Here is a 5,784-nt window from a genome sequence, read left to right as displayed (position 1 = left end):
GACAGAATCTTGCTCGAATGGCAAAAGCAACAGATAACAACTGTAGAACAAGCGCGTCTTTACAGCTTAAACTTCCGCAGACAAGCAAATATGAAAGACCATGGGCAACCGCTTTGATTTCAACCAAATCAAGCGGTTTTTTCTATGTCACCGTACACGTACCCATTTTCCTTGTCTGTCATAACATATTACGTAGATGCAAGCTTCAGGAGGCGATGACTTGTGGAAAAACGCAAAAAATGGGATCTGTCTCATTGGGTGACACCAGGTGTGTTTTCAGGAAGTTATGTCGTAGATGAGGCAGTTCAACGTATTTCAATTGTAAAAGCCAATGAAAAGCAGGAAGAGGAAGGAACGGAAGACGTCCAGGAGCTGGTCGTAAATACAACAGTAGAGCAGCCAAAGGAACTGGTCTTGGAACCTACCTTTGAAATTATTATGAGAGAGACAGATGAGGCAGTCGTGGAACAGGTTCACAAGCTTGAGCAAGAAGTGATGGAACTGAAAGAGGCGCTTGCTTTGTGGGAAGAAAGATGGGAGAAGCTTGAAGGAAATCATACAAAACAATTGCAGTACTTGTATCAAGTAGTTCTTTCACTGAAAAAGGAGTGGGAGCTCGAGCGAAATGAACATCGCAATTATTAGTCCGGGTCCCTTTTCTGTGCCACCGGTCAAAGGAAGCTCGGTCGAACATGATATTGACGAGGTCACAAAGATGATCGAGCCCATGCATAACGTAACGATCTACACTCGTCAATGCGCGACCTACCCAACCTCATCCGTGGAGGAAAACCGGCAGTTCATTCGTGTCCCGTATAAAGGGCCAAAGCCATATTTGCGCCGGATTATTAACCATATCAAGAAGAATAAGCCAGATGTTATTCTTGTGGAAAATAGACCGATCTATGTTCTCACATTAAAACGCCATTTTCCCAAGATCCCGGTCTTTGTGAATATGCACTCTCACGTTTACGGGTCACAGCCGATTATCAGTAAGGAAAACATGCGGCGTGCCGTTCGACTGGCAACAGGTTTTATTACAAACAGTGAATTTTTACGTCAACATTTTATTCGAACGTGCAGGATTCCAGCGAATAAAATTCATGCGGTTCACCTCGGAGTCGATGTCACGCCTTATCAGGTTGCAAAGATAGCGGTCAAAAAAATGCGTCAAGAACTCGGATTGAAGCCAGATGATCGCGTCTTGTTTTATGCCGGCAGACTCATGCGCGGAAAAGGGGTACATGTGCTGATCAAAGCCTTTCGCCAGGTGAGCAAACAAGACCCGAAAGCCAGACTCGTCATTGTGGGCGGTACGGGATACGGCAGCAATCGCCTGAATCCATATGTTCGCGAGCTCAAGCGCCTTGCGAAGCCCTTGGGGGAAAAGGTGCGTTTCGTCAATTTCGTCCCATCCGCAAAAATGCCGCTTTACTATCAAATTGGGGATGTCGTAGCTACACCGTCTGTTTGGAAAGAAGCGTTTTGTCGTGTCAATTTAGAGGCAATGGCTTCCGGAAAGCCTGTCATTTCCACTCCGCGTGGCGGCATTCGCGAAGTCGTTGCCCACGAGAAAAGTGGCTTTATCATCCCGCCAAAAGATTGGGAAAAAGGATTGCCTGCTGTCTGGGAACTGTTGTGGAGTTCACCAGCTATCCGGAATGAAATGGGCAAACAGGCCCTGCAACGAGCAAAGTTTTTTTCTTGGTATGCAACCGCGCAAGGTTATCTGAACGTATTTGAAACCGTAGTGCCAACACGAGTTGAAGAGAAACAACAGCTTTTAAAAACAGGTTAATTCGACTGGAAATGATGTAGGTGGTTGCCTTTTCTTGCGCCGATGTGGACGTCTGCCCTGTCCAGCTATCCAGATACGCATACCTTATAAGTATCGCAGAGCACAACTGGGGAGTGATACTTGTGAAAGGGTTAATCTTGTGTGCTGGACGTGGGTCGCGACTGCACCCCTTTTCCTATTCGCAACCGAAAACCCTCCTCCCTGTGGCCAATCACCCGGTCTTACACTATTGCATTCGCAAACTGCGTGAAGTGGGCATTCAGGACATTGGCATCGTGATACATCCTTCACAATCACAGATTCCTCCCATGGTGGGCGATGGTAGTCAATTCGGGGCTACCATTACGTTTATCAGGCAGGAGGTAAGACTGGGAATTGCCCATGCTGTCCAGCTAGCGCAACCGTTTTTGCAAGACGAACCGTTTATCTTGCTACTAGGTGATAATTTATTGATGGATTCACTTCACGGGCTTACCAAAGCGTTTACGAAGGGGAAATCTGACGGTGTCGTGATGCTGAGTCAAGTGGAGAGACCACAGGATTATGGGATTGCAGAAGTACAAAAAGGACGATTAATCTCTGTAGAGGAAAAGCCACGTCAGCCAAAGAGCAACCTGGCAGTGATTGGCGCATACCTGTTTACGCCACCTATTTTTGAGTCGATTGCTACCCTGCAGCCATCTCCCCGAGGCGAACTAGAAATAACGGATGCGATTCAATCGATGATTAATCGCGGATTCAAATTGGCCCACGCCGTCACCAACGGAAAGTATTCGGATGTGGGAACCATCGATCGCTGGCTGGAGGCCAACCAGTGGATGCTTACGAGGGAGCTAGGCAATCAACATCAAATTGGCAAAGGAACCATTGTGAAAAATTCGAAGATTACGGGTCCCGTACTAATTGGTGATGATTGTGTGATTGAAAATTGCCAAATCGGACCGTACGTCTCGATCCAAAACGGCGTAAGCTTGAAAAATTGCTCGTATCTCGAAAATAGTATTTTGCTGGAAAACTGCTCGTTGCATGACATTGCATGGAAAATAACAAACAGCGTTTTTGGCCGCTCATCGATGATGACGGGTCAATCTTCTAACAGTACGGGCGTCTTCATTGTAAGCGACAAATCGTCCATTTGCATTCCGGCTGTCAAGAGGGAGGACGTATGAATCCGACCTTTACTGTAGTCATTCCGACCTACAATCGCGCCAAGTTTATTCGCAAAGCCATTAAAAGTGTCTTGAATCAAACCTCAAAAGATTGGAAGCTGTTGATCATTGACGATGCGTCCACCGATCGAACCAGAAGTAAAATAGAAAAATATATGTACCACCCAAACATTATGTATCATCGAATGGAACAAAATTCTGGAATCGGCAAAGTCATGAATCAGGCATTGTCAATGGTGGATACCCCTTATCTTGTACAACTCGACTCCGATGACTGGTTACCGAAACGAACGCTGGCCGTACTCAAAAAGTACATTTACAAAAGCAAGAAGAGCACAGCTCTCTTCTATGGGAACATGAACATCTGGAAAGTTAAGCGCGGAAAATATACCAAGACGATTAAAGTGAAGCACAAGACATTTCATAACAAATACCAGTTTCTGAAGTACAATCGCTGGATGGTTTCTCCACGTTGCTATCGTGTAGAAGCCCTACATCAAGTGGGTGGTTGGGATACCTCGGATCGGTACGAGGGAAGGATTATGGAGGATCGGCGAATCATTTTGCGATTAATTGAAAAGTATCGGGTGAGGTACATCAACAAAACTCTTTACAACCGGACGAAGCATAAAGGGCAGCTCACGGATGGCAAGATGATATTCCGCCGTAATTATTTGCGAAAAAAAACATTCAAATATTATCTGAAAAGGTGGGGCAAGAAATACAAGGCCATTTATGGTTACAAGAACGGTTATTTAGTCATTAGAAGGCTCAAGAAAGTGAGGCGTCGGAGGCGATGAAGAAAGCTCTTGTCACCGGCTGTGCAGGTTTTATTGGGTCTCATTTGACGCAGCGATTGTTGAACGATGGCGTGACAGTCATCGGGATCGACGGATTCATCGATAACTACGATGTAGCTGCGAAACTGCGTAATCTGGCCGAAATAGGAAAGCACCCTGCCTTCACCTTCCACTCTACAACGCTTCAGACGGGGCGTTGGGACATTTGGCTCGAGAACGTCGATGTCGTTTTCCATCTCGCTGCCTTGCCAGGCGTGAGAAACAGCTGGGGTAAGTCCTTTGCTGATTATGTTAGCCATAATATTTTGGCCACACAAGAATTGTTGGAGGCTTGCTTGCAAAGACCGAAGCCGCCTGTCGTCGTGGTCTCGTCCTCCTCTTCGGTATACGGGACGATGCAAGGGACAGTAACCAATGAGAATGCGCCTCTTCGCCCAGTTTCCCCTTATGGGGTGACCAAGGAAGCGATGGAGCAAATCTGCTCGGTTTATGTGAAAGCTTATGGACTCCCGGTTACCATGCTTCGCTACTTTACGGTATACGGTCCCAGACAGCGTCCCGATATGGCTTTTCATCGTTTCTTTCGTCAAATGATGAAAGGCGAAGAAGTCATCGTCTATGGTGATGGCCAGCAATCACGAGACTTTACGTATGTGACAGACGCTGTAGAGGCGAATCTGCTCGCTGCACAGCATGCTGTTCCTGGTGACATTTTTAATGTAGGCGGAGACCGGGAAATCAAGCTCATCGATGTGCTCTCGATCATGGGTACGTTAATGAATCAGACCCCTCGCATTACGTATCAAAATGGTCCGGCAGGTGATTCCCTCCGAACCTGTGCGGATATCCAATTTGCCCAACAACGCTTGGGATATAAACCAAAAGTGGCACTAGAAGAGGGCCTTCGCCATCAATTAGCAGAGATTCGTTCGCAATCGAAGGGGTGACACCCGTCATAGAGGAGGCCAGTTGCATGCATCGGGTCCTCGTTTATCGCAGAAAGTTTCTTCCCAAGAGTGAGACATTTATTTACGAGCAATTGCTAGGACATCAAGTGGTCAAACCGGTGGTGTTGACCCGACAGCGAGCCTTTAACCGAAAACAATTTCCTTATTCGCCGGTCTATGTGCGCAAGCATATGGCCGGCCTCTCCACTTGGCTGCGACGAAAAAAAATTAAATGCCTGCATGCCCGTTTTGGTCCTGCTGGATTAGAATTGCTTCCTTATGCACAAAAAAGCAAGCTCCCCCTGATTACTTCCTTTCACGGCTTTGATGCGACTAAGCGCGTAAAAGAAAATCCAGTGTACAGACGGTCCCTTAAGCGTCTCTTTCGAAAGGGCCAGGCGTTTACAGTCGTCAGCAATCACATGAGAAAGCGATTGATTCATCTGGGCTGTCCCCCGTCTAAAATCACCCTTATTCGCTCGGGAATTGATTTGCGCAAATTTCCCATGCTGCCTCCACAGCCCGTGGAAAATGGGGAGTACCGATTGCTAAGCGTAGGGAGACTGACCGAAAAAAAGGGGATGGATACGCTAATCAAGGCGTTTGCTCACGTGCATAAAAAACATCCCAAGGCGAAGCTAATCATCGTCGGTGATGGAGAAGAAAAAAAGAAGCTCAAACGACTGATCAAGAAAAACAATCTAGGCACACAAGTCGTGCTCAAAGGGGCTCTGCCACATCGTGAAGTCCAGCGTGAACTGGCCAAGTGCCATTTGTTCATCATCGCATGCAAGACAGCGAGAAATGGCAACCAAGAGGGAATTCCCAATGTCATCATGGAAGCGATGGCCAGCGGACGCCCTGTCATTTCCACCTATCACGCGGGGATTCCGGAGCTGGTCGAAAACAAAGTGACGGGATATCTGGTCCCGGAGAAATCGCCGACTGCGCTCGGGAAAATGATAAACCGTGTACTAACAGATAATCACGAGTGGGCAAAAATTACGACGGAGGCTCGACTAAAAGTAGAAAAAAACCACGATATCCATAAGCAACGGATGAGGCTAGAA

General features: G+C 47.0%; 7 protein-coding genes. All 7 read left to right on the top strand.

Features of this window, described 5'->3' with window-relative positions; translation table 11 throughout:
• Positions 1 to 117: DnaD domain protein (locus C7R94_RS31070; RefSeq protein ID WP_199197971.1), on the top strand; the 117-nt coding region annotated here is incomplete at its 5' end.
• Positions 118 to 222: 105 nt separating this feature from the next.
• Positions 223 to 645: a hypothetical protein gene (locus C7R94_RS27545; protein ID WP_106785778.1), complete on the top strand. Its 423-nt coding sequence runs from the start codon at positions 223 to 225 to the stop codon at positions 643 to 645.
• Complete coding sequence (locus C7R94_RS27540) at positions 626 to 1,798, top strand: glycosyltransferase family 4 protein (protein ID WP_106785777.1); 1,173 nt, start codon at positions 626 to 628, stop codon at positions 1,796 to 1,798. Before C7R94_RS27545 ends, C7R94_RS27540 begins: the two co-directional genes overlap by 20 nt.
• Positions 1,799 to 1,920: 122 nt before the next feature.
• The gene (locus tag C7R94_RS27535; RefSeq protein WP_106785776.1) at positions 1,921 to 2,967 is read left to right on the top strand and encodes a glucose-1-phosphate thymidylyltransferase; all 1,047 of its coding nucleotides are present in this window, start codon (positions 1,921 to 1,923) and stop codon (positions 2,965 to 2,967) included.
• Positions 2,964 to 3,767, top strand: coding sequence for a glycosyltransferase family 2 protein (locus C7R94_RS27530; protein WP_106785775.1), 804 nt, complete (start codon positions 2,964 to 2,966; stop codon positions 3,765 to 3,767). Before C7R94_RS27535 ends, C7R94_RS27530 begins: the two co-directional genes overlap by 4 nt.
• Complete coding sequence (locus C7R94_RS27525; protein WP_106785774.1) at positions 3,764 to 4,714, top strand: NAD-dependent epimerase/dehydratase family protein; 951 nt, start codon at positions 3,764 to 3,766, stop codon at positions 4,712 to 4,714. Before C7R94_RS27530 ends, C7R94_RS27525 begins: the two co-directional genes overlap by 4 nt.
• Before the next feature lie 26 nt (positions 4,715 to 4,740).
• The coding region (locus C7R94_RS27520; protein WP_106785773.1) for a glycosyltransferase at positions 4,741 to 5,784 on the top strand (1,044 nt) is incomplete at its 3' end.

It is taken from the genome of Brevibacillus sp. NRRL NRS-603 (assembly GCF_003013445.1).
Classification (GTDB): Bacteria; Bacillota; Bacilli; order Brevibacillales; family Brevibacillaceae; genus Brevibacillus; species Brevibacillus formosus.
Note: the sequence above shows the minus strand (reverse complement) of the source record. Positions and strands in the feature narration are given on the sequence as shown.

Bases quoted from the DNA above. Each gene is read 5' to 3' on its own strand.
- C7R94_RS27540 (WP_106785777.1), top strand. From the start codon at position 626: ATGAACATCGCAATTATTAGTCCGGGTCCCTTTTCTGTGCCACCGGTC.
- C7R94_RS27530 (WP_106785775.1), top strand. From the start codon at position 2,964: ATGAATCCGACCTTTACTGTAGTCATTCCGACCTACAATCGCGCCAAG.
- C7R94_RS27525 (WP_106785774.1), top strand. From the start codon at position 3,764: ATGAAGAAAGCTCTTGTCACCGGCTGTGCAGGTTTTATTGGGTCTCAT.